Origin of the sequence: Vulcanisaeta sp. JCM 16159, from assembly GCF_001316265.1 — an archaeon.
Taxonomy (GTDB): Archaea; Thermoproteota; Thermoprotei; order Thermoproteales; family Thermocladiaceae; genus Vulcanisaeta.
The window spans coordinates 14555-33601 of record NZ_BBDN01000015.1 but is presented as its reverse complement, the minus strand read 5'-3'; the positions used below and the strand labels follow the sequence as shown (position 1 = coordinate 33601).

Genomic DNA, 19047 nt, shown 5'->3' with positions numbered 1-19047 from the left:
CATGGCTCAGAACGTGCAGGAGGCCTTTGACATGACATTAACAGCCTTCAAGATAAGTGAGAATGATAGAGTATTATTACCGGTAGCTGTTGGGCTTGATGGATTCATACTTAGCCATACGGCGGAGCCCCTAGATGTACCATCGCAAGAGGATGTGGATGCTTGGTTACCATCTAGGAATCCAAGGGTCCCATATACTATTGAGCCTGGTGGTGAGGCTATCACAATGGGTAACTTGCCTGGTAATGACGTCTACCACGCATTACTTAAGAAATACATGGATGAGTCTATGGAGTCAGCGAAGAAGGTCATTTCGGAGGTTTACAATGAGTACGGTAAGTTAACGGGTAGGAGGTATGGGCCATTGACCGAGTGCTACAGGTGTAGTGATGCTAAGTACCTAGCGTATCAATGGGTGCGTGGAGTGGGGATATAATGAACGCAATTGATAGGCTTAGGGATGAGGGTTACCCAATTGGTTTGTTGAGGATTAGGTACATAAGGCCATTTCCTGAGGAGGACATTACTGGCTGGATTAATGGCGTGAAGGGTGTCATAGTATTTGATAGGGATTACTCAGTGGGTATGGGCGGTGTGTTAGCAAGTGAAATCAGTGGCTTGGTGCCGAGTAACATCTCCTTCGAGGGCGTCCTAGCTGGTCTTGGCGGATTCGACGTTTCAGCCGATGAATTTAAGGTAATAATGAAGGACTTTTTAGATAAAAGCGAACGCGAGGGCCTAGTGAGGGTTAGGAAGTATTGGTATATACCTAAGATTGAGAGGTGATGTGCATGGTCACCATAACTGAACTACATAAGTACGGCAGGACTAAGTTTATCATGCCAGGCACCGCAGCATGCCCTGGCTGCCCATTGCAAGTTGGTATGAGGCAGTTGGCTATGGCCCTTGACGGCAAGTTCGTCATGGTGATACCGGCGGGGTGCTCAAGTGTAATACCTGGCTCCGCACCATACACAGCATACACAGTGCCTGTACTTCATGTGCCATTCGCATCAAGCCCAGCGGTAGCTAGCGGCTTGGTGAGGGCTGTTAGGCAGAGAGGCATTAATGGGCCTGTGGTTGTTTGGGCTGGTGATGGCGCAACCGCGGATATTGGCTTCGCCACATTAAGCGGTGCTGCGTATAGGAATGAGGACATTCTATATGTGATGGCTGATAATGAGGCCTACATGAACACGGGAATACAGGCAAGTGGCACAACGTCTTGGATGGCTTGGACAACAACATCGCCAAGGGGTAAGACTGAGGATAGGAAGGATGTGGCGTTGATAATGCTCATGCATAAGGTGCCCTATGTAGCCACGGCAAGTATTGCTACCCAATGGACTTCATTGACAAGGTTAGGAGGGCGATGCAGGTCAAAGGCTTTAGGTTCATACACCTCCATGCGCCATGCCCACCAGGCTGGAAGATGGATGATTCATACACAATTAGGGCGGCTAGGCTCGCTGTTGAGACCGGTGCCTGGGTTCTATGGGAGTATAACCAGGGCAAGTTGACGATAAGTCCGCCAAGCCTTCCATACAAGGATAAGTCTAGGAGGAAGCCGTTGGAGGAGTACATAAAGATACAGGGTAGGTTCGCGCACCTTAAGCCTGAGGATATAAAGATCATGGAGGAGAAGATAGACAGACAATGGAACCTCCTAATAAGGCTTGCCGAGGCCTTTGGTTAAAACCATGAACTGCGTATTAATGTCCTTAAAGTCCCGGCGGGCCCACCACGCGGTTGATAATGACTGTATTTTGTTGTTTGTTTTGGGCCCGTGGGCCCTGGGCGGGGCAGTTCAACCTCGCCATCGCCCTTGCTATTGCCCTTACCCTCCACTCCTTTCCCTTATTTACTGTCTTCTCGCGCATTCTTTTCAATACTTCGCAGACCTTAGTCACTAGCTCGGGGTCTCTCTTTATTTCGCGCATGCCCATGTAGACTTCAAATCCACCTCCTAACGGCCTTAACTCGGCATTGTAGCCAGCCCTCCTAAGCGCCTCTAAAATCGCTATTGCATCTCCATAGTCCCTACGCCAAGCCCTAAGCACGACAGTGCGCTGTTATTCACTTGGACGCTCATCTTAACGCCATCAATGACCTCAACCATCGACCTGCCCAATGGCTTGGGCTCCATGCCCGCCAACGCCACCAAACGCCTAGGCTTCTCGGCATCCGGCAATTGGGCTAAGTCCTCAACTAAGGCTTTGATTAGGCAGTCGCTGAGCATTTTCCTAGCCAGCTCAATGGCTTTGGAAGACCAAACCGCGTAGCTACTGCACGCCCATAATCGCTGTCCATCCCAAACCCGAGATCCTCCAGCCTATCGATTATGTCTCTCCACAACTCGAGCTTCGACCTACCCATGTATAGCCTAACCCTCTTCTCCTTAACGTTCACACCACCATCGCCGAGCACTACGTACAGCGTGAACGTTGGGAACTCCTCATCGCCGAGCCTGCTCGCTTCCTCGGCGACCTCGGCCTTGTCCTTGAACACGCCCTATGGTCAGTAGCCTTAATTGCCATGCGATACTTACATCACCATCGTTGAGGCCCAAGCCTCTATGCACATGTAGTTCTTTCTAGGCCAGGCGATCAGCCAGGCGAAGGGTAGCCTCGATCAATAACCGTTGGGGCGCGGCAATACGGCAATGCGCCTCAACAACGAACATCCACAACCCTCAACACCCCATTGAAATCCTCCCTCATGCCCGCTGTCCTGGGCCCGTTTAAGGATTACGAGCATACTCAACTTTCAATATTCTATTGAAATCTTCACCCCCGAGGAGAAGGCATGCATAAAATCGAACTACGTACCCCTAACTTTCAATATTCTATTGAAATCTTCTGCTTAAGTTCGCGGAGGTCGCCAAGGCGGAGATGGATGACCTTTCAATATTCTATTGAAATCCTCCGTCTCGTTTGTTTATTTTTCTCTTTTTAAGTTTTTCCTCCTTGGTGTTTTGGCTTCGTTGGGACGTGTTTCTGCTCCTAATGCTTGCGGTTCGTGATTGTTCCCACGGTCTTTATTGGGGATTGAATTTTTGTTCCCACGGAGTTTCAACTCCGCAATGCCGAGTTTGTTCTCACGGTGCTTAATGCCTTGTAAAATGGTTTGCGTGCACGAATCCATGCACCAACCCCATGCCCACAACGCTACTCAGCAACACCTACCCACGCCGAGGGCGTGCACGGCACCGTGCATGCTCAACAGTCCTTAGCGCATTATGCGGACATTTACTTAGCCCTGATCCACCGCATGTGCCGACCTCGGGCGCAAGATCGTCGTTAACCACCTAGTGTTTTACGGCGGGAATTACCTCGAGGTCATGGGCAAGGACGTGAAGGCATTGAGCAGCGACGTCCTCAAGCCGAGGTGCGGAGCGACATGTTGATGTGACCCATTAGGTTCATCATTCGTGGCTCATTAGGCTCATCACACGCCCCTCCACACACCACGAAACAGCAGACCACGCACGGCGGACGGCGATTGGGCATTAGGCATTAGGCTACGCGCTAGGGAAGAACCGCCCGACGAATGCCCACTCAAAACCGCCTGAAGAGACAAGAATCCCTAAATCAAAACGTAAACCGCACCCTTATTTTTCATCCCAAAACCCCAGGCGTTGGTAATAACATTCAATGCAATGGCGAGCAACGACGTAATATTAACTGGGTCGAATTAACCGATCCTATCGCTATTACCTATCGTGCGGAACAATAGAGCTCAGGACTTGGCGTAGGGACTATGGGGAGGCAAGGCTATTTGGGAGAGACTCAAGAGAGCTTGCTACAATGCTGGGCTGAGACCGATGAAGACATGGATATTTTGAAGTTTATATGCCTATGTATGAAATAAGGAGGGACAAAGAACTCGCGAGGAAAGTCTGTGAGGTGCTGAAAAGGATGCACGAGGAGGTACTGGGACTTAATACTCAAGTTAGCTGAGATTTTCAAATAATCATTTCAAATAAAATTTAATAATTTATGCAAGTCCTAGAACCGTAATGAGCTGGAGCTTATTGGATGCATTGAGGAATAGACCAGACATTGTCAAGGACTCACTTAAAAAGAGGAGGATGGACGTTAGCGTTGTTGATAGGTTCATCGAATTGGATAGTAAGTGGAGAAGCCTTAAGGCAGGGATTGATGAACTGAGGCATAGGCATAACGTAATCACCAGGGAGGTTAGTAAGTTGAGTGGTGCTGAGAGGGAGAGGAAGATAATGGAGGCTAAGGAATTACTGAATGAGATTCAGAGGAGGGAGGAGGAGTTAGGAAGTGTTGAGAGGGAGAGGGAGAGGGTGCTTAGGTCAATACCGAACCTTGTTCATGAAAGTGTACCCTACAATTGCCCGGAGGGTGTTGATTCAATACCGGTCAGGTTCTATGGAACGCCCAAGGTTTGGGTTAGCTACCTAAAGGACTTCAAGGACCAAACAGAACGCTTTGGTTTCAATGTACCGTATGAAGCCATTGATTGGAAACCCATTGGGCATGCCGATATGCTCGAGCTTGTGCTTAATATGGGCGATACCCTCAAGGCCGGTGAGGTGGCTGGATCAAGGTTTTACTATTTATTTGATGACTTGGTGATGCTTGATATGGCACTGCTAGCTTACGCTATTGACCACATGACCAAGAAGGGCTTCAGACTCGTGCTTCCACCATACATGCTGAAGTACGAGGTCCTTTCCGAGATACTAGACATGGAGACCTTCAAGGACATGGTATATAAAGTGGAGAATGAGGACCTATACCTAATAGGCACTGCGGAACACCCAATAGCCGCCTATCTAAGGCATACGGAGCTCCTTGAGGACCAATTACCATTACTATTCGTTGGAGTATCACCGAGCTTCAGGAGGGAGGCCAGTGCGGGTAATAGGGATATGAAGGGTATCTTCAGGGTTCACCAGTTCCATAAGGTTGAGCAGTTCGTGTTTTCATTACCTGAGGAGAGTTGGAAGTGGCATGAGGAATTGATAAGGAATGCAGAGGAGCTGTGGCAAGGCCTTGGCCTACCGCATAGAGTAGTATTACTTTGTGCACACGACATGGGCAGGTGCGCCGCTAAGCAGTACGACCTTGAGGTTTGGATGCCTGCCCAGGGAATGTACAGGGAAATGGTATCATGCAGCAATTGTACTGACTGGCAGTCCGCAAAGCTTGGGATCAGGGTTCTCAGGAAGGACATGAGGAGGGAGTTCGTGCATACCCTTAACTCAACGGCCATAGCGAGCACGAGAGCTATAACGGCAATACTTGAGAACTACCAGGAACCTGATGGCACCGTGGTAATACCCAAGGTACTGAGGAAGTATCTAGAGATATTTAGCAAGGGACCAACTGACGCAATTTATCCTAGAAAGAAGGTTAAGAGGGATGATAAGGGTAACCCAATTATCGAGTAAATCACCGCTGAAAAACCTCAGCATCATTCCATAAATTATTAAAGTATGTTTTTGCAATATCAATTATGTAATCCTGCCTTGAGTATAAGCTTATGTAGTCTATACCATGTTTAATTATAAGGACTACACCACCAATACCTATAAAGCCACCGCCAAATAGCTTATCTCTAACCCTGATATGTATTCTAGGTGGTAAGTCCTTAATGTGATGAATTATGTCGCGGGAAACTAATAATCTGGTCTCGTTATTGCGCGATATGTCCTCGATCATAGATAATACCTATGGTCAAGCAGCTCTATGTACGGTGTTGCAACGTCAAGATTGCCATAACCCATGGATTTCATTATTAACTCCTTAGTGCTATCAAGTCCTCTAACAACGTAAAGCAGTTCGCTTTGGGCGGTTACCCTGCCCTTATATGTCGATTCATACATTAACTGCAATGAATCTATTAATGGCTTTATTGAATTAACGTAATCAGAAAATCTCTGTATTAATCTATTGAATATGTCCGTTGGAGACACGGCATAGAATAACTCGGGTCTCTTCTTGTCATCAATTTCAACGTAACCTAACCTGTATAGTTTATGAAGCACTGAGTAAACCTTCGATGAAGGAATACTAGCCTTTAATGCAACGTCCCTAGCGGTTAATGGACCGTTCTCCACAAGAGCAATGTAGGCCTTTATATCATAACTAGTCAATCCAATGAGCCTAGCAAGTTCTTGAAGTCTCTTCTCAATGCTCATACTAAAACACTTCTGAGAGTATCAATTGGTGACAAAGCTTTTAAATAATTAACCCTCAAGTTCCGTAATGGTTCAAGTAGTGGCGGCGAAAACAGAACTAATTGAAGCACAAAGACCAAGAAAGCCCCTTGTGAATTTAAGTAGGTTTAAATTGCCTAAGCACTACAGGAATACCCTAGAAAATGAGAGACTCCAGCAAATGTGGAAGAAGCAATTTGGTTTGCCTAACCATGTTAGGGTTGTTAAGGTCTCGGTATCCGTGTGCCCGGTCTGCAGTAGGCAGATACCAATGGTTGTTTATGAGGAGGATGGGGCAATATGGCTAAAGAAGACTTGCCCAGAACACGGAACCTTCAGGGACCTGTACTGGGGCGATGCTGAGCTTTACTACTACTTCCTCCAATGGGATGCCCCTGAATACATCGGTAAGGGCACTGCAAATCCCAATACTGACCTGAACTACTATGTAACCACCAGCGGTTGTCCCTTCGCTTGCGGATTGTGCCCCGTTCATAAGACAAATACTGTACTTGCAATAATTGACGTGACAAATAGATGCAACATGAAGTGCCCCGTGTGCTTTGCCAACGCCTACGCAGCTGGTTACGTATATGAACCAACGCTCGAACAAATAGAATACATGCTCAGGACCCTTAGGCTCAGAAGCCTTGGGCGCCAAATGCCATTCAATTTAGTGGCGGTGAACCAACACTAAGGAATGATTTGCCAGAAATTATTAGGATGGCTAAGGCGCTCGGCTTTGATCACATTGAGGTTAATACTAATGGTATAAGGCTTGCAAATGATATTGACTACTACAAGAAGTTATTGGATGCCGGTATGTCAACGATTTATCTACAATTTGATACTATAGACCCTAATAATCAGGGTGTATGGAGACATAGGCTTTATGACCCCAGGCGTATGCGGCCGTTAAGAAGAAGGTTATTGAGAACGCCAGGAAGCTTGGTCATAGGTCCGTGGTTTTAGTGGTTACGATGGCCAGGAACTACAATGATAAGGATATTGGTAAGATAATTGACTTCGCGGTTGAGAATAGGGATGTGGTTAGGTGGATTAATATACAGCCTGTGGCCTTCGCGGGCAGAGCTAAGGAGTATAGTCCCGAGGAGATTAGGCAATTTAGGATCACAATACCCGATGTGCTTATCGAGATTGAGGAACAGACAGGTGGTAAGATTAGTAGGTGGGATTGGAGACCGGTTAATTGGCCCGTGGCCCTTGGTAAGCTTGTTGAGGCAATAACAGGTAGTCCAAAGCCGATATTCGGCAATAACCCGATTTGCGGAGCATCAACGTTTATTTACTATGACCAGGATACTAAGGAAATACTCCCAATAACGAAAATCGTCGATGTTGATGGCTTCGAAAAGGCCGTCTGGGACATACACGGCAAGGCCGTTAGAGGCGGTGTTTGGAGGGGAATAGCCGCTGTGGAAACCTTAAAGTTGCTCAGATACGTTAAGCACAAGAGCTTTAGGAACATACTCGCTAATTTCCTGATAAAGAAGGACTATGAATCGCTGGGTCAGGTGATGTTTAACGTGATTGGACTCGGGATAATGCACTTCATGGATGTCTTTAACTTCGATGTACATAGGGTCCAGAGGTGCGATATACACTACGCAACGCCTGACGGTAGGATAATACCCTTCTGCACAATGAATAACTTCCACAGGGATAAGGTTGAGCACAGCTTTAAGATGGATGTGAAGGACTGGCTTAAGATAAAGCTTGCAAAGAACACCGCGGTTTATATATGATTTATTCCGTATTTATTAATCCCACACCTAAGTAATTATTAAAATAAGTATTTTCGTATTGCATTATGTGAAATCAAAGAGTAAAGTCGTTTTGGATTCTATTATTAATTCATCAGATAGCTTACTAATGGTAGTGCCACCATTCATAAACTCTCTATTTTCAGCCATAGCCCTATTAATGGAGAGATTTAGGAGGGGTTTGTTAACACACGTAACACTATTAACGCTGGATTCATTAAACGACTTAAGGAGGGATGTAATAGGCAGGTATAATTCAATACTACTTATTGACCCGCCAGTGGTCATGAGACTCAATGAATTGGCGAATGCGTCAATGGAAAAAAAGACGCTTATAATTGGTAGGGAAGGCATTGATTGGGTCGATACTGATGCTTACCTTGAATTCAACGAATCGATGCCCCAACTAATATGGCAATTACTAAATAATGAATTAAGCCAAGATTCAATAAGGTTCTTAGAAACAGCCGTTATCCACGAATTTTCCGTAACACCTGACTACAATACTTCATTATTTAATGGATGGCTAACAACTGAACTCATTAATTATCCAGCATTACCTGGCATACTTAGGCTATCACTAAGTATTTCACTTTCACGCGCATTCTCACCAGTAATACCTGGAATTACTGGTAATGAGAAGGAGGCTAAGAATCTCGTAAAGGCAATCACCAAGAGAACTGATGCAACGTATAAGGAGCTTAATGAGGGAGAAGTGATGGCATTGTTAAAATATATTGGTGATTTCATGCTGAGGACTGGATTTAGAGGTGATTACCTTGATAAACTCGTGCTTATGCATAGGAAGTGGGTCAATACGGATTTTGACGTTCTAGAGTCCATATTAGCCGTAGAGTCCCAATTAGTGCTTTGGGAATATGCAGGTGGTTTATTAAATCCGGTACTTAATCCACAGAGTATTAAGACTATGGATAACTTAATCACTAGATATATGGCCATATTTGGTGAGCTTGTAGGTCAACTAGATAAGGACAGTATTATGGTTAGGCAAGGTTATCAACCATTAACATTAATTGATAGATTATGCTCAATCATTGGTTTCAAAACCGAGAGTAAGAATAAAATCTTCCTATTGGAAAATGAAGAAACACAATTAATTTGTGCATTTAATGAGGACGTTACGGACGCCGAATTAGTGTTCAAACGTGGTAATTACTCAATAGCAGTAAGAGGCTTGAGACAATGATTATAAGAGGCAGGGTTACTCTTGAAATCACGATGAAGTCCATTGATGAATGCCAAGTAGCCGTGTCTTCATTATTACCTGACGAAAAAGAACTACCGCCTGGCTTGTCGTCAATAATTAAATGCATTGATGGTAAATTAATTTATGAAGTTACGTATAATATAGAGAGCGATAGAATATTAAGTGTTTATAATACAATCGACGATTTCATTAGGAGCCTTAGGGTAGTGATGGAATCCCTCAATAAGTTAGGAAGGTAAAAATATAAAAAGGGTTTTTTTGATTGTCGATAAGACCAACGTGTCTGAGCAGAAGCAGGTTAAGACAGGTAAGTGGATGATCAAGAAATGGTACATTGTATACGCGCCCGCTTTATTTAACGGGATAGAACTTGGTGAGATACCTGCTAATGAACCTAACGCGCTTATTGGCAGGACCATAGAGGTTACATTATTTGACATAACGAGAGATCTCGGTCATTTACACATAAAGTTAAGATTCCAAATAGACAAAGTTGAGGGTGAGAAGGCTTACACAAGGTTTAAGGGCATGGAATTGACGAGAGATTACGTAAAGAGCCTAATTAGAAGAGGCTCCAGTCTCATACAGCTAATTCAGGATATAAATACCACGGATAACGCGTTACTTAGGGTTACAATATTGGCAATGACACCAACAAGATGTAAATCAAGTCAAAAGAGAGCCATTAGGAGTGAGTTTTCAAAGGCATTAAATGAGGTTGCGGGCAAGGTTGACTTTAATGGTTTTATAAAGGCCGCAGTATTTGGCGATATTAGCAATCAATTATTTGCCGTTGGTAAGAGGATATACCCCTTAAGGAAGGTTGAGGTTTTCAAGATAAAGGTATTAAGATACCCAACTGGTGGCGAGGTTAAGCCGGCCGGCGAGACTGTTAAGGTTACAGAAGCAGTGTCTCAACCCTCATCACCTTCCTCATAATAAGTCCTGCTCAATCTCTCCATTAACTCCCTATACCTACTCTCCCTCCTCCAATTCTGGATCCACCTATACACAGTGGTATGCTGCCTACCGCGAATCAACATCTCTATGGCTTCCCTAGCTACTTTAACATTCTCATAGAGACCAAGTATTGCTATGTATTTATCACCAATCGCTATATTCGTATCCGTTAATTCCTGAAGAACCCTCTTGGCCCTACCATCCTCACCAATTATCCTAGCCTTAATCCTACTAATGTGGTTGGACTTATCCTTATCGACATAGTCCCTCAAATCAATTATCTCAAGGGTATAATCATCACTCCTTAGGTTTTGGGCATCATTATAATCAAAGCCGTATGATATGGCCTCAATTATATTCTTAGCCTTCATCAACTGATCAAAGTTTGTATTACTACCTGGAATTATCGTAACCTCACCTTTATCATTATCAATAATTACCTTAACACCAAATTCCTCCTCAATTGCCTTTACCGAATCGCTGATCGCCTTCAACCTATTCTTCTCAACCACGAGTCTAAAGCCACCCTTCATGTAATCACTTATCATGTTCCCATTTACATAACCTCTTCGGATTAAAAATCTTGCTTTCTCCGTGAGTTTGTAAATTATTAATAATTATAATTATTACTATGGTAGGAAAATTTTAAATATAGTACCTAGTCAGAACTGAGTAGTATGAGTTTACCCAGTTTACCCAGTTCACTCCCAACAATAAACCTATGCAGTAAGGGTAGGGTGTTAGTTAGGGTCGATATGAATGTTCCAATAAATAGGGACTCTGGCGAAATACTTGATGAATATAGGATTGAGGCTCATTCAAGGACCATTAGGTACCTCGTTGATTCAGACCTACCAGTCGTTGTAATAACGCACCAGGGCAGGCCCGGAGACCCAGAGTTTGTGTCCCTTGAAACACATGCTAAGGCGCTTAGTAAGTACCTGGGCATGGATGTGCGCTTTATAGATGATGTAATAGGGCCCAGGGCACGTGAGGAAATAAGTAAGTTAAGGCCTGGTGAGGTGTTAATGCTCGATAACCTTAGGTTCATCAGTGAAGAGGTCATTGAGGGAGAGCCGCAAAAGCTCGCAAATACATACCTAGTGAGGAAGTTAGCGCCATTATTTAATTACTTCATTCTTGATGCCTTTGCCACGGCACATAGATCGCAGCCTAGTATTGTGGGGTTCCCGTACGTGTTGCCAAGTTGTATGGGACTTATTATGGAGAATGAGGTTAATGCGCTAGGTAAGGTGCTTAACATGAGGGGTGTATCCACAGTATTGATAGCAGGCGGTGCGAAGGTTCCCGAAACTGTGAAGACCATTAAGACACTATTAAGCAAGAACTTAGTTAACAAGGTATTGATTGGCGGCTTAGTTAGTCAATTATTCCTAGCCCTGAGATACGGTAATAATAAGTTACTTAGTAATGTTAAGGTTGATCAGAATGTGATGAATGATGCCATGGATATTATGAAATTATTCAGTGATAAAGTCGTACTCCCGATGGATGCCGTTCAAGCTGATGGTAAGGTGATTGAGCCAAGCAACGCGCAGTCAATGCTTGACATAGGACCTGCGACCATTGATTTATTTATTAATTACCTGGAAACAACCGATATTGCAATAATGACGGGGCCGCTTGGTTTAGTTGAAGTTGACCAGTTTGCGGTAGGTACGAAAGACGTTATGAAGGCTATGGTTGATAATGCCCAATTCACAGTAATTGGTGGTGGCCACACAATAATGTCGGCCAAGAGGTTTGGATTAATAAACAGGATAAGCCATGTATCCACTGGCGGTAGAGCATTTATCCAGTTCCTTGCAGATCCATACCTACCCGGTATTAAGGCTCTTGAGCTATCGAAATCGAGGTTCTGGGTGTGAGCCATGGTTGTTAAAGTAGGCATAATGGGTTATGGAACAATTGGGAAGAGGGTTGCCGACGCGGTAATGAGGATGGATGATATGGAGCTAGTTGGTGTGATTAAGCAAACGCCCGATTATGAGGGTGAGGTTGCCATAGGTAAGGGCATTAAGTTATATACCTATGAAGATAGGGTTAGTAAGTTCGAGAAGGCCGGGATTAAAGTCGCGGGGACTGTTAATGACCTTATTAAGAACGTTGATGTAATTATTGACGCAACGCCAGACGGCGTTGGCGCGGAGAATAGGGCTAAAATTTACGAACCAGCTGGATTAAGGGCCATATTCCAGGGTGGTGAGGAGGCCGAGGTAGCCGAGGTAAGTTTTAACGCGCTTGCTAATTACGATGTGCCGTTGGCAAGAGGTTTGTTAGGGTAGTTAGTTGCAATACAACGGCTCTCTCGAGATTAATAAGCGCCTTCCTGATCCATGGCTATAGGGTAAGGAGAGTTAGGGCATACTTAGTGAGGAGGGGGGCCGATCCTAGGGAACACAAGAAGGGCCCAATCAATGATGTTGTTTTTAATCCTGCAACGGTGCCCAGTCATCATGGACCTGACGTGCAGACGGTAATACCGACCATAGATATAATAACTATGGCCGTTGCAGTACCCACGACAATGATGCACCTACACATGGTCAACATAGAGTTTGATGGTCAGGTAAGTAAGGGCGAGGTTATGAAGGTTCTTGAGGAGACACCTAGGATATTGTTGTTCAACTCGGCGTCAAGGAGGTTCGAATCCCTTGCGCAAATAATTGAGTGGGCCAGGGACATGGGTAGCTTAGGGGTGATGTTATGGAGAATGCGGTAATTGAGGACTCAATAACCGTGTTCCAGAACGAGCTTTTCCTAATGCAGGGTGTTCACCAGGAAAGTATTGTGGTTCCTGAGAACATAGATGCCGTGAGAGCCATGTTCAAGCTCTCCAGTAAGTGGGACTCGATTAAGAAGACAGATTTGATGCTTAATCTTGTAGCTACAGGTAAGAATTATAACCTAGCTTAATCACAGGTTCAAAATTTTTAAGTCTAGACAATCCCTGCACTTGTATGGACATAGACATACTGGGCCGATTATCAATGGAGATCGGCCCTTCAGGCTTTGAAGATAGAGTTAGGAGAGTTATTAGGGGTTTCATAAGTGATTATGTGGATGATATTATGATTGATAACATGGGGAACCTAATTGCCAGGGTTGGTAATGGCCCATTTAAGGTCCTAATTAGTGCGCACATGGATGAGGTTGGCGTTATGGTTTCCCACATAGACCAAAGAGGTTTTCTAAGAATAATACCTATCGGCGGTTTAGACCCATGGACTCTCCTTGATAAGGAATTAGCGTTCATGGGAAGGAGCGGTGATATAGTTGGTGTTGTTGGTGTTGATCCACCGCATTTACGTAAGGAGAAGCCCCCATCAAGGTTTGAGGAGTTATACGTCGATGCAGGCTTTAGCAGTAAGGACGAAGCTTTGAAGAACGGCATAATGCCAGGCACCCCGGGCACGTTTATTGGTAATTTTAGGCAGAGGGGTTCCGTGGCTATAGGTAAGGCCTTTGATAATAGGGTTGGCTGCACAGTTCTAATAGACACACTTAGGGACATTAGGAATAAGGTTAGTGGTGACGTATCGCTGTACTTCTCATGGAATACCCAGGAGGAGGTTGGCCTCAGGGGCATTAATGCGGTTGTTCACCAGGTTAATCCTCACATGGCATTTATCGTGGAGACTACGGTTGCCGCTGACGTACCAACAAGTAGTGAAGATGTTTGGATAACAAGGATTGGCGGCGGTGCTGCGTTAAGGGCATATGATAGGTCTATGATTGCTAACCCTAGGCTATTATCAGCGGCCATCGAGCTCGCCGAGAGCAATAATGTTAAGTACCAAGTCCAGGTTAACCCGTATGGTGGTACAGACGCGGGGATTGTGCATACCTACGGTACTGGCGTGCCATCATTGGTAATATCAACTCCTGCAAGGTACATACACTCACCGGCTTCATTAATTAACGTTGAGGATCTAAGGCAAGTTGAAAATTTACTGAGAACACTCTTATTAAATCTCGACTTAATTAGGAGTAAAGCTTGATTAGTGAGAAATGATGGAGACTAAGAGAGTAATGACATTGATAGGTAGGGAGCAAGCAATCATCGGTAAGACTTTTAGGTTATATTCAATTCCAAATGAATGCAGACAATGCAAACTATTCAATATATGCGTGGCTAGGCTCAAGCCAGGTAGGGTCTATAGAATTGTTGAGGTCAAGCATGTTGGCCTGCCACAACCTAACAAGTGCCTTTTAACGGGCGAGGACATGGTCCCAATAGTCGCTGAGGAACTTCCAATAGTAATTCCTATACCGGCTAAGTTATTTATTGAGGGTGTTGTGACTACATACACAAAGTCATTAATTACATGTAATGATATCAGAAAGTACTTACCCAATGATAATATGCTTAAGGAGGGTACTAAGGTGAGAATTGTGAGGGGGATTCAACGAATTAAGTGCGATAATGAGAATTACGTACTGGCTGAAGTAATACCACTTGATTAAAGTTGTTCCTCACTACGCAAGCATTGAGAATGCCTCAGGCGTGTATGCGAAGTCCTGCGGTAACTTACCAACACGCTTATAGTACTTAATCAATCTATGTATCTTAGATTCAACAAGGTTTAAACCCCTCCTCGCACTTAGGTCCTTTGGATGTTCCTCGAGGTGCTTCCTAATCTTCACAGCCCTTCTAATTAAGTTCATTAGATCCTCGGGTATTTGCGGAGCCAGTCCATGTTCCTGAAGAACCTCGGTAATGTTCTTACCAAGTATTGGCTTGACAAGCGGTATACCATATTGATCCCTAAGTATTATGCCTATCATTGATGGTGAGAAGCCCCTCTTGGCTAACTCAATGACTAACTGCTCAACCTCCTCCTGCGTATATGAAACCCATGAAGGCGTTACCTTAGACACAGGCCTTGTACTTCCGCTCCTACCATGCTTATGCTTACTACGGTGAGGCACGCCTATCGATATCTAGAGAAGTTTTAAAGCTTATTTGTTCGTGGGAATAATGAATGAATTATCTGACGGCATACCTAACCATCCTCCTTAACCTATTAACCATTGCCTGCACCCTACCCGTTAATTCAGGTCCCATGGCATCCCTATACCCATTAAGGAACTCCGTGAACAATAACTGGCTTTGATCCTTACGCAATGCCTCAAAAGATCTTAAGGCTACATTAAGATCAAGAGCCAACTTATATAGTATCCTAACATCTTGCGCAGTGGGCGTTCTACCAAGAACCTCTGATAAACCAAAATCTATTAGATATAGCCTATCCCCAACAATTAATGCATTAGCTGGTGTAGGATCTCCATGTACTACACCGTTCCTGTGCAATATGCCTACGTAATTACCCATCGTTCTTACGTAGTTAATGATTACATCATTGGTTTTCTCATTATCCACCAATAACTTAACCAGGGGTATCCCATTTAGGTATTCCATCCTAATTCTCATGCTTACTAAGTCGACATCATAGATCCTGGGCACGGGTATGCCCAACTCCCTAGCCTCAACATAGCCCTAGCCTCATTAATGGTTCTTGACCTACGGATATAATTATCAAACTCGATACCCCTATAGCCCTTTGGAACTCTCTCCTTAACAAGTACCGTTAGTCCTAGCCAATCCTCTAGGTAAAGTACAGCCTCTGCCCCAATGGCTATGGGTTTACGGCTCACTAAATTTATGGTTATAATTTGGGTAAATATTTTTTTACAATCTAACTACGCCTTAATCTCTTGCTGTTTAATTACCGATGCTCTAATAATCTCGGATATATCCAATATCTTAACCTTATCCTCAACACCCTTAATTCTTGCGGCATCGGTGAGCATGGCATTGCAGAATGGGCATAGCGTCACTATTGTTTGGGCATTCGTCTCCATCAACTGCTCAAGCCTTATGTGACTAATCCTCTTCTTCTCAGGCACATCGTACCAATAATTAGCGCCACCGGCACCACAACAGAAGGTTTGCGTGCCGTGGTACTTCGTCTCCCTCAACTCACCGAGTTTCATAACAATGTTTCTCTGAGGCTCAACAACACCGTTATGTCTGGCCAAGTAACATGGATCATGTATTGTAAAGACCGCGTTATTTCTGCCCACCTTTATCCTGCCCTCACTAATTAATTGTTCCAGGAATTCTGAATGGTGTATTACCTTTACATTCTTCATCCATGGGTCTATCCTTGGATACTCATTCTTGAAGGTGTTATAGCCGTGTGGGCAAATAGTTATTATACTTTTTACATTGTACTTCTTGAATAATTCAATGTTATTAAGTGCAAGTTCCTGGAACCTACTCTCCTCACCAAGCCTCCTTGCCGGATCACCGCAGCAGGTTTCCTCGTCACCAAGTACGGCTACCTTATCCAGGAGCCCTGCCTCCCTTAGAATTTCAACTAGGGACTTTATTATATCCCTCGCCCTATTATCAAAGCTACCCATGCAACCAACCCAGAGCAGATGCTCAAAGTTCGGGTTTTCCTGGACAGTCTTGACACCTAGCTCCTTTAGCCAATCATGCCTACCATAATTAGACATGCCCATTGAATTATTGTACTGGGATAGATTAAGTAATAGGCTTGACTTCTTTTGGTCCATCCTCATGTTAACCATGACTAAGTACCTCCTCATGTCGAGTATGTAATCAACATGCCTTATGTAGACAGGACAGGTATTCATGCATGCACCGCATGTTGTGCATGACCATAACTCATCATCTACGATAGAACCATCTATTAACTTGCTCTCATTACTATTGTAGAGTCCATGCTTTATCTTCGTTATTATCATCATGGGTGATAGGGGTCTACCTGCAGCATATGCAGGACAAGCGTCCTGGCACCTAAAGCAATTTGTACATGCTATGGCCTCTAACTTGCTCATTTTTGGTATTTCCTCTACATTCGAAAAGCCCACCTTTAGCTCCGTTGCTGATTCTGCCGTTAATTCCTTCAAGTCAAAGGGCTTGTTTAGTTCGCCCAGTGGTCTACCGTAATTAATTATGTAGTTGTAAAGTCCAAGTAATGAGTGGAAGATTGCCGTGAGTGGTATTATAGCTATTAATATGAACGCCAGTGGGAAATGCGTGTAGTAGATCACCATGTATAGGGTGCTTGATGAGCTGATTGGGGATAGTATCAGGGCGTTTGGCATGAACATCCAATAACGCCAGAGGCCCATTTGTACGAACCTGTAGCTCTCAATTACGGCGCCACTCACTGCCAGATACATGAAGCCGGCGAGGAATAGTATGTTAGTGTAATACTCGTTCTTTGTATAAAGTTCCTTTCTGCCTAAAACCCTATATATGCCCAGGGCAGAGCCTATGAAGAGAACCCACGCTGTGATATCCATAATTAGGCTATAGCTAGGAAGAAGTACCCGCAAAATATTTCCTTGCCAGTGAATATGCCTATGTATTGATTGGCAGCCACTATTAAAGTACCTATTAATGAAAGTAACAGCGCGTATAGAATCATTAAGTGAGCCACTGCCCCAATGCCCTCATACTTAGTAAATCGCCTGTGGGTCGCTATGTCCCAGAGAAACGGTATCCATGCTCTGTACCCTCTTAGTAGTATTAATATAAATTCCCAAAGCCCAATGCCATACCTATTCAGCCTTACCTTAAGGAAATAGAAAAATAGTACGACAGATAACGCCGCTAAACTATATACGGAGGCCATAGATGGTATCTTAGGTAGACCAAAATATTCCGCGTAGCACACGTAGGATAAGTCCATCAGGTTGAACAGGTTATGATCTTTTAAAGTATTATTTTATTTTACTTTATATATTTTACTTTTCTAATTAATATTAATAATTATAAACTATCTCCTATTAATATTTAGTAATATAGTTATAAAAATGTAATAAAATAATTAATTATTAAAAATTGCTATTCTTAAAATTTGATCTCCTTATTTCTTAAGTATTTCACGAAGCTTCTTTGTTAGTGCCGGAACGAACTTGTATAGGTCCTCTACAACGCCGTAATCGCAATTCTTAAAGAATGGCGCATTGGGATCACTGTTTATCACTACTACGGTCTTTGACTCCATCATACCGGCAAGGTGCTGTGGTTGCCCACTAATGCCCACCGCCATGTATAGCTTTGGCCTGACTTTATGTCCACTGAGGCCAACCCAGTGGTCCTCACTGAGCCACTTAAGGTCTGCGGCTATTGGCCTTGAACAACCAATCTCAGCCCCAAGAACCTCAGCCAGCTCAAAGGCGAGCTTAAGATCCTCCTGCTTCTTGAAGCCCCTGCCCACTGAGACGATTAGCTCAGCATCCTCAATCCTAACCTTACCCTTGGGTTTTTCCTCCGTAGAGACAACCTTAATGCCCGTAATAGCCTTGGGCTGCAGGGACTCTGTGGTTACCGTGGTTACTTTTTCAACTGGCTTGAAACGTGCCGGCGGCGCCATTAGGAATACCCTGTCCGTTACCTTAACAGTTACCTGCGCCCTATTGCCCACACCATTTAGTGTAACCTCGAAAGTATTACCACCCTGCTTCAGGTCAAGTACATCAACAAGTACTGGCGCTGATGTTTTTTTGAGCCGCTATTGGTATTGTGGTCTTAAAGTATTTATTCACAGGGGTGATTATCACGGAGTAATTATTAGTGCTTATTAGGTTGACGAGAGTCTCAGCAAGTGATGCTTCATCGACCTGCGCCGATAATGTGTAGACTTTGGTTACACCATATTTACCCAGTTGCGTTGCATCGCCGCTTCCGAGCAATAGGTAATGTATTTCAGGGCTCTCAACCTTCTGCGCTAATCCTATTAAGCCGAGGTCACTGATTGAACCTATTACAAGTACCTTGGCCATGCCCATCACCTCGGGGTTATTATACCTTCCTGAAT

General features: G+C 44.2%; 20 protein-coding genes, 5 pseudogenes and 1 CRISPR repeat array. Of the genes and pseudogenes, 12 read left to right on the top strand and 13 right to left on the bottom strand.

Features of this window, described 5'->3' with window-relative positions; genetic code table 11:
* The 3 genes and pseudogenes from JCM16159_RS17780 to JCM16159_RS12165 all read left to right on the top strand — a co-directional run.
* Positions 1-436 (top strand): annotated as a pseudogene (locus JCM16159_RS17780) (pyruvate ferredoxin oxidoreductase); the annotation flags it as partial.
* Positions 436-786, top strand: a complete 351-nt coding sequence (locus JCM16159_RS17775) for a hypothetical protein (RefSeq protein WP_243666852.1) — start codon at positions 436-438, stop codon at positions 784-786. The pseudogene JCM16159_RS17780 and the gene JCM16159_RS17775, both read left to right, overlap by 1 nt.
* A 5-nt stretch (positions 787-791) precedes the next feature.
* Positions 792-1696 (top strand): annotated as a pseudogene (locus tag JCM16159_RS12165) (3-methyl-2-oxobutanoate dehydrogenase subunit beta).
* 25 nt (positions 1697-1721) lie between these two features.
* On the opposite strand, the gene JCM16159_RS12160 reads toward JCM16159_RS12165, so the two are convergent.
* From JCM16159_RS12160 to JCM16159_RS12150, 3 genes are read right to left on the bottom strand one after another with little or no spacing between them, the layout of a single operon-like run.
* Positions 1722-2060: a hypothetical protein gene (locus JCM16159_RS12160; RefSeq protein WP_243666851.1), complete on the bottom strand. Its 339-nt coding sequence runs from the start codon at positions 2058-2060 to the stop codon at positions 1722-1724.
* The gene (locus tag JCM16159_RS12155) at positions 2021-2239 is read right to left on the bottom strand and encodes a hypothetical protein (protein WP_054857998.1); all 219 of its coding nucleotides are present in this window, start codon (positions 2237-2239) and stop codon (positions 2021-2023) included. Before JCM16159_RS12155 ends, JCM16159_RS12160 begins: the two co-directional genes overlap by 40 nt.
* Positions 2221-2508 (bottom strand): hypothetical protein, encoded by a 288-nt coding sequence (locus JCM16159_RS12150; protein ID WP_054857997.1) that lies wholly within the window; start codon positions 2506-2508, stop codon positions 2221-2223. Before JCM16159_RS12150 ends, JCM16159_RS12155 begins: the two co-directional genes overlap by 19 nt.
* A 179-nt stretch (positions 2509-2687) precedes the next feature.
* Positions 2688-2925: direct repeats of the CRISPR family, unit length 27 nt; unit sequence AACTTTCAATATTCTATTGAAATCTTC.
* A 1093-nt stretch (positions 2926-4018) separates the two neighbouring features.
* Between JCM16159_RS12150 and serS the strand changes: the two genes are divergently transcribed.
* Positions 4019-5425, top strand: a complete 1407-nt coding sequence (serS, locus tag JCM16159_RS12145) for a serine--tRNA ligase (RefSeq protein ID WP_054857996.1) — start codon at positions 4019-4021, stop codon at positions 5423-5425.
* Between the two features lies 1 nt (position 5426).
* Here serS and JCM16159_RS17770 read toward each other — a convergent pair whose 3' ends face one another.
* Together JCM16159_RS17770 and JCM16159_RS17765 are read right to left on the bottom strand one after the other, a co-directional pair.
* On the bottom strand, positions 5427-5696 hold the full coding sequence (locus JCM16159_RS17770) for a hypothetical protein (protein ID WP_243666850.1): 270 nt from the start codon (positions 5694-5696) through the stop codon (positions 5427-5429).
* Positions 5693-6175 (bottom strand): TrmB family transcriptional regulator, encoded by a 483-nt coding sequence (locus JCM16159_RS17765; protein WP_243666849.1) that lies wholly within the window; start codon positions 6173-6175, stop codon positions 5693-5695. Before JCM16159_RS17765 ends, JCM16159_RS17770 begins: the two co-directional genes overlap by 4 nt.
* 67 nt (positions 6176-6242) lie before the next feature.
* On the opposite strand from JCM16159_RS17765, the pseudogene tes reads away from it, so the two are divergent.
* The 4 genes and pseudogenes from tes (at position 6243) to JCM16159_RS12120 (ending at position 10144) form a co-directional block, all read left to right on the top strand.
* Positions 6243-7959: pseudogene (gene tes, locus JCM16159_RS12135) on the top strand (tetraether lipid synthase Tes).
* A gap of 127 nt (positions 7960-8086) precedes the next feature.
* Positions 8087-9184: a hypothetical protein gene (locus tag JCM16159_RS12130; protein ID WP_243666848.1), complete on the top strand. Its 1098-nt coding sequence runs from the start codon at positions 8087-8089 to the stop codon at positions 9182-9184.
* The gene (locus JCM16159_RS12125) at positions 9181-9444 is read left to right on the top strand and encodes a KEOPS complex subunit Pcc1 (protein WP_054857994.1); all 264 of its coding nucleotides are present in this window, start codon (positions 9181-9183) and stop codon (positions 9442-9444) included. The genes JCM16159_RS12130 and JCM16159_RS12125 overlap by 4 nt, the downstream gene beginning before the upstream one ends.
* A 19-nt stretch (positions 9445-9463) precedes the next feature.
* Positions 9464-10144, top strand: a complete 681-nt coding sequence (locus JCM16159_RS12120) for a 30S ribosomal protein S3ae (RefSeq protein WP_243666847.1) — start codon at positions 9464-9466, stop codon at positions 10142-10144.
* On the opposite strand, the gene JCM16159_RS12115 is transcribed toward JCM16159_RS12120, so the two are convergent.
* Entirely contained in the window at positions 10120-10713 is a 594-nt protein-coding gene (locus JCM16159_RS12115; protein WP_054857993.1) for a KH domain-containing protein, read from the bottom strand. The two genes, JCM16159_RS12120 and JCM16159_RS12115, sit on opposite strands and share 25 nt — an antisense overlap.
* A gap of 129 nt (positions 10714-10842) precedes the next feature.
* Here JCM16159_RS12115 and pgk point away from each other — a divergent pair, with 129 nt between their 5' ends.
* The 4 genes and pseudogenes from pgk (at position 10843) to JCM16159_RS12095 (ending at position 14653) form a co-directional block, all read left to right on the top strand.
* Positions 10843-12054 carry a phosphoglycerate kinase gene (gene pgk, locus JCM16159_RS12110; RefSeq protein WP_054857992.1) on the top strand — a complete coding sequence of 404 codons (1212 nt, stop codon included), beginning with the start codon at positions 10843-10845 and terminating at the stop codon, positions 12052-12054.
* A 3-nt stretch (positions 12055-12057) separates the two neighbouring features.
* Positions 12058-13102: pseudogene (locus JCM16159_RS12105) on the top strand (type II glyceraldehyde-3-phosphate dehydrogenase).
* A 44-nt stretch (positions 13103-13146) separates the two neighbouring features.
* Entirely contained in the window at positions 13147-14187 is a 1041-nt protein-coding gene (locus JCM16159_RS12100) for a M42 family metallopeptidase (protein WP_054857991.1), read from the top strand.
* A gap of 10 nt (positions 14188-14197) precedes the next feature.
* Positions 14198-14653 (top strand): UPF0179 family protein, encoded by a 456-nt coding sequence (locus tag JCM16159_RS12095; protein WP_054857990.1) that lies wholly within the window; start codon positions 14198-14200, stop codon positions 14651-14653.
* Between the two features lie 12 nt (positions 14654-14665).
* Here JCM16159_RS12095 and JCM16159_RS12090 read toward each other — a convergent pair whose 3' ends face one another.
* The 7 genes and pseudogenes from JCM16159_RS12090 to JCM16159_RS12070 all read right to left on the bottom strand — a co-directional run bounded on the left by JCM16159_RS12090 (position 14666) and on the right by JCM16159_RS12070 (position 19018).
* Positions 14666-15118 carry a 30S ribosomal protein S15 gene (locus tag JCM16159_RS12090; RefSeq protein ID WP_054857989.1) on the bottom strand — a complete coding sequence of 151 codons (453 nt, stop codon included), beginning with the start codon at positions 15116-15118 and terminating at the stop codon, positions 14666-14668.
* A gap of 58 nt (positions 15119-15176) precedes the next feature.
* Positions 15177-15665 carry an AarF/UbiB family protein gene (locus JCM16159_RS12085; RefSeq protein WP_243666846.1) on the bottom strand — a complete coding sequence of 163 codons (489 nt, stop codon included), beginning with the start codon at positions 15663-15665 and terminating at the stop codon, positions 15177-15179.
* Positions 15626-15844, bottom strand: a complete 219-nt coding sequence (locus tag JCM16159_RS17760) for a hypothetical protein (protein WP_243666845.1) — start codon at positions 15842-15844, stop codon at positions 15626-15628. Before JCM16159_RS17760 ends, JCM16159_RS12085 begins: the two co-directional genes overlap by 40 nt.
* A 45-nt stretch (positions 15845-15889) precedes the next feature.
* Complete coding sequence (locus tag JCM16159_RS12080; RefSeq protein ID WP_243666844.1) at positions 15890-17527, bottom strand: (Fe-S)-binding protein; 1638 nt, start codon at positions 17525-17527, stop codon at positions 15890-15892.
* A 2-nt stretch (positions 17528-17529) separates the two neighbouring features.
* Positions 17530-17916: a hypothetical protein gene (locus JCM16159_RS17755; RefSeq protein ID WP_243666843.1), complete on the bottom strand. Its 387-nt coding sequence runs from the start codon at positions 17914-17916 to the stop codon at positions 17530-17532.
* Between the two features lie 177 nt (positions 17917-18093).
* Positions 18094-18516 (bottom strand): annotated as a pseudogene (locus tag JCM16159_RS12075) (electron transfer flavoprotein subunit alpha/FixB family protein); the annotation flags it as partial.
* Between the two features lie 190 nt (positions 18517-18706).
* On the bottom strand, positions 18707-19018 hold the full coding sequence (locus tag JCM16159_RS12070) for a hypothetical protein (protein ID WP_243666842.1): 312 nt from the start codon (positions 19016-19018) through the stop codon (positions 18707-18709).
* Between the last annotated feature and the right edge of the window lie 29 nt (positions 19019-19047).

Coding starts and splice junctions, on each gene's coding strand:
- JCM16159_RS12155 (WP_054857998.1), bottom strand. CDS start 2,239: ATGCTCAGCGACTGCCTAATCAAAGCCTTAGTTGAGGACTTAGCCCAA.
- JCM16159_RS12080 (WP_243666844.1), bottom strand. CDS start 17,527: ATGGATATCACAGCGTGGGTTCTCTTCATAGGCTCTGCCCTGGGCATA.
- pgk (WP_054857992.1), top strand. CDS start 10,843: ATGAGTTTACCCAGTTTACCCAGTTCACTCCCAACAATAAACCTATGC.
- JCM16159_RS17770 (WP_243666850.1), bottom strand. CDS start 5,696: ATGATCGAGGACATATCGCGCAATAACGAGACCAGATTATTAGTTTCC.
- JCM16159_RS17765 (WP_243666849.1), bottom strand. CDS start 6,175: ATGAGCATTGAGAAGAGACTTCAAGAACTTGCTAGGCTCATTGGATTG.
- serS (WP_054857996.1), top strand. CDS start 4,019: ATGAGCTGGAGCTTATTGGATGCATTGAGGAATAGACCAGACATTGTC.
- JCM16159_RS12130 (WP_243666848.1), top strand. CDS start 8,087: ATGGTAGTGCCACCATTCATAAACTCTCTATTTTCAGCCATAGCCCTA.
- JCM16159_RS12095 (WP_054857990.1), top strand. CDS start 14,198: ATGATGGAGACTAAGAGAGTAATGACATTGATAGGTAGGGAGCAAGCA.
- JCM16159_RS12125 (WP_054857994.1), top strand. CDS start 9,181: ATGATTATAAGAGGCAGGGTTACTCTTGAAATCACGATGAAGTCCATT.
- JCM16159_RS17775 (WP_243666852.1), top strand. CDS start 436: ATGAACGCAATTGATAGGCTTAGGGATGAGGGTTACCCAATTGGTTTG.
- JCM16159_RS12070 (WP_243666842.1), bottom strand. CDS start 19,018: ATGGGCATGGCCAAGGTACTTGTAATAGGTTCAATCAGTGACCTCGGC.
- JCM16159_RS12115 (WP_054857993.1), bottom strand. CDS start 10,713: ATGATAAGTGATTACATGAAGGGTGGCTTTAGACTCGTGGTTGAGAAG.
- JCM16159_RS17755 (WP_243666843.1), bottom strand. CDS start 17,916: ATGGACTTATCCTACGTGTGCTACGCGGAATATTTTGGTCTACCTAAG.
- JCM16159_RS12100 (WP_054857991.1), top strand. CDS start 13,147: ATGGACATAGACATACTGGGCCGATTATCAATGGAGATCGGCCCTTCA.